Source organism: Roseateles sp. P5_E8 (genome assembly GCF_054177665.1).
Genome location: NZ_JBGCUM010000117.1, coordinates 1 through 3,157, shown reverse-complemented (window position 1 = coordinate 3,157; position 3,157 = coordinate 1). Strand labels below are relative to the sequence as shown.

Genomic DNA, 3,157 nt, shown 5'->3' with positions numbered 1-3,157 from the left:
AGCCGCTATTCGGGGTGTCAGCAGCCCGCGGTCAGTCAACTGGCAACTCTCTCTACCTAATCAACTCTGGTTGCGGAGTATCGGAGCGTGTGGTCAGCTTTCTTGAATCGACGTTTTCCATGATCAATCTCGACCAGCTGACCTTGAAGCGGTTAATATCTTTGACAGGCGACCGACCGCTGCTCGTCAGCAAGTACCGCAGATGGTGTCCGCAGTGCTATCAGAACGATGTCGCGTCGGGCCACTCCGCATATGACCGTTTGCTGTGGTCCGTAGGATGCGTAAGCCACTGTGCAGTCCATGCGTCAACTTTGGTTTCGGCATGTGTGCACTGCGGCGCACAAGGGATGCAGGTGTTGACAGGGCGAGACGTGTCTGGCTTTTGTCCGCACTGCCTCGGGTGGTTGGGTGCAGCGAAGCGCCCTGGCGGACAGCCGGGGGATGAGAACGTCCGCTATGGATTGTGGGTCTCGAGATCGATTGGCGATTTGCTGGACTGCCCAGACAAGGTTATTACGAGCCCGACTCAAGCTTTGAAAGGATCGATCCAGCGGCTCGCCGACCACTTTCACGAAGGGAAGCTCAGTCACTTCGCTACGCAGATCGGTCGAAACAAATCCGTCGTGTCGACATGGCTAGGCACTGCCGTGGCGCCGGCCATCGATTCGATCGTCGATATCAGCTACGTCTATAGGGTGCCGTTGACGGCGGTACTCACCAATAGGTTCGTACCTTCCGCCGAAGCACCGTTGGCGCTCCCGACGTCGGCGAGATCATCCCGCCGTGATCCACCTCGTGCATATGACAATGACGCTGCAATCCTCAAGGAGCTTGCAAAGGCTGCCGCCGGCGGCGTATCAGGGGTGAAGTCTGTATTAGCCGCTGCAAAGCATTTAGGTATCGGGAGTCGTTGGCTGTATCTGCACTTCCCAAACGAGACGAAGTCGGCTGCTCGGTCCTTCGTGGCGCTTCGTCGAGCGACAGGGGAGGAAGCGCTGCGTCGCCGGCGAAGTACGCTGGAAGCGGCGGCGTTGAAAGCTGGCTTTGCTTTGCAGACACAGGGGTTGCGAGTTTCGAGACGCGCGCTCATCAGAGCGCTCGAGCAGGAAGGTATTTCGGTGAGGCGCCCTGAAGCGGCTTCGCTCATCGAGATGGTCAAGCAGCGCACAGGTGACCTCCGGGCATCCGGTGGTCATCATGCCGGATGACCGCTTGATGGCTGTCGGTGAGAGTCCGACTGATGGCCGCGCGGTCCGCAATCGCTGCACAGATGCTTTCGGCTAGGCGACAGCAGCTTCAGGCTGGATGCAGGCGCCCAGCTCGGGCAGTCGAGCGACGGCTATGTGCCCAAAGATGCTATGTGGGACTGACCTAGCGACCTCGTTGGAGTAAGACGAGGTTTCCAAAACTCGCTACTCAAGGAGAACGGAAATGGCGATCTCCCCGACATCAGTCCCACAAGGCCAGCGTACAGCCGAAACCGGTGATTTGTACGTGAGCTTCGAGCTCGGTGACAAGCGCTGGAAGTTGACGATCAGCGACGGTCGGCGCGGGCCGAGCCGATACAGCATTGACGCGGGCGACGTGGTGGCCGTGCTCGATTGCTTCAACAGGGCACGGTCGCGCTGCAGCTTGGCGAGTGGATGCAAGACGCATAGTTGCTATGAAGCCGGCCGGGACGGCTGGTGGCTGCACCGCTGGCTTCAAGAGCAGGGCATCGACAACGTCGTCGTCGACGCTGCGAGCATCGAGGTCAACCGGCGTTCACGTCGTGCGAAGACGGATCGTCTTGATGGCGACAAGCTGCTGGCGATGCTGCTACGCCATCTCAATGGGGAGCGAGTCTGGTCAGTTTTGCGTGAACCGTCCCGCGAGGCCGAGGATGAGCGCCGCACCCATCGTGAACTTGGGCGACTCACGCATGAGCGGGTCGCTCACCAGACTCGAATTCAGGCGTTGCTGGTGCTGCACAACCTTCGCCCGCAAATCGTCATCGGCGGACGTGACTGGGCGAAGTGGTGGGACCTGCACGGCTTCCAGGTGCCGCCCGTGTTGCGCATCGAGATCGAGCGTGAGAGTGCGCGGCTGAAGTTGGTCAAGGATCAGATCCGAGCGTTGGAATCGGCTCGCCGGCTTGCGCTTGAAGAAGGCAAGCAACCTCTTGTCGCCCAACTAAGCCGACTGCGCGCCATTGGGGAGAAAGGTGCGTGGGTGTTGGTCACGGAACTGTTCGGCTGGCGCAAGTTCAGCAACCGACGCGAGGTGGCGGGCTGCGTGGGCTTGGCTCCAACGCCCTATTCAAGTGGCGACAGCGAACACGAGCAGGGCATCAGCAAGGCCGGAAACCGACGTGTTCGAGCGCTGCTGGTAGAGCTGAGTTGGGGGTGGCTGAAATTGCAGCCCGACAGTGCGCTCACCTTGTGGTTCAACCAGCGATTCGCGGCCGGCGGCAAGCGCATGCGACGCGTGGGAATTGTCGCGTTGGCCAGGCGCCTTGTGATTGCCTTATGGAAGTACCTGAAACAGGGTGAGATTCCAGCGGGCGCCTCTCTCAAGCCCGTGGTCGGCTGAGAGCTATCAACTACGCAGCACCTGGCGGAATCAACTCATCGTGATCAAAGGTCAACGCGCCCGAAATTTCGGCGGGTCACCCTCGAGTGACCGTCCCCAAAGAAGGGGCGCGTCGATAACTGGGGTTTGCCAGCGCAATTTGCGCGTATGTTGCATTTGGTGCCGAACATCCATGTTCGACACGGATAGAAGCTGGTCCGGACACTGGCTCGGACGCTCGTCATGCCCCTGCCTTGGATCCGCTGAGCGCCGCCGCCAAGTTAACTTCAAGGGGATGACTGTGCGGATCCATGAACGAGCACCGCCACAAGGCGCTTGACTAACAAGTCCCCATAGAAGCCGCTATTCGGGGTGTCAGCAGCCCGCGGTCAGTCAACTGGCAACTCTCTCTACCTAATCAACTCTGGTTGCGGAGTATCGGAGCGTGTGGTCAGCTTTCTTGAATCGACGTTTTCCATGATCAATCTCGACCAGCTGACCTTGAAGCGGTTAATATCTTTGACAGGCGACCGACCGCTGCTCGTCAGCAAGTACCGCAGATGGTGTCCGCAGTGCTATCAGAACGATGTCGCGTCGGGCCACTCCG

The 3,157-nt window shown here is 59.6% G+C and carries 2 protein-coding genes; both read left to right on the top strand.

Features of this window, described 5'->3' with window-relative positions; all coding sequences use genetic code 11:
• The coding region (locus ACXRVZ_RS27415) for a TniQ family protein (protein ID WP_458233109.1) at window positions 1-1,208 on the top strand (1,208 nt) is incomplete at its 5' end.
• A gap of 223 nt (window positions 1,209-1,431) precedes the next feature.
• On the top strand, window positions 1,432-2,571 hold the full coding sequence (locus tag ACXRVZ_RS27410; protein ID WP_458233108.1) for an IS110 family RNA-guided transposase: 1,140 nt from the start codon (window positions 1,432-1,434) through the stop codon (window positions 2,569-2,571).
• Window positions 2,572-3,157 lie beyond the last annotated feature (586 nt).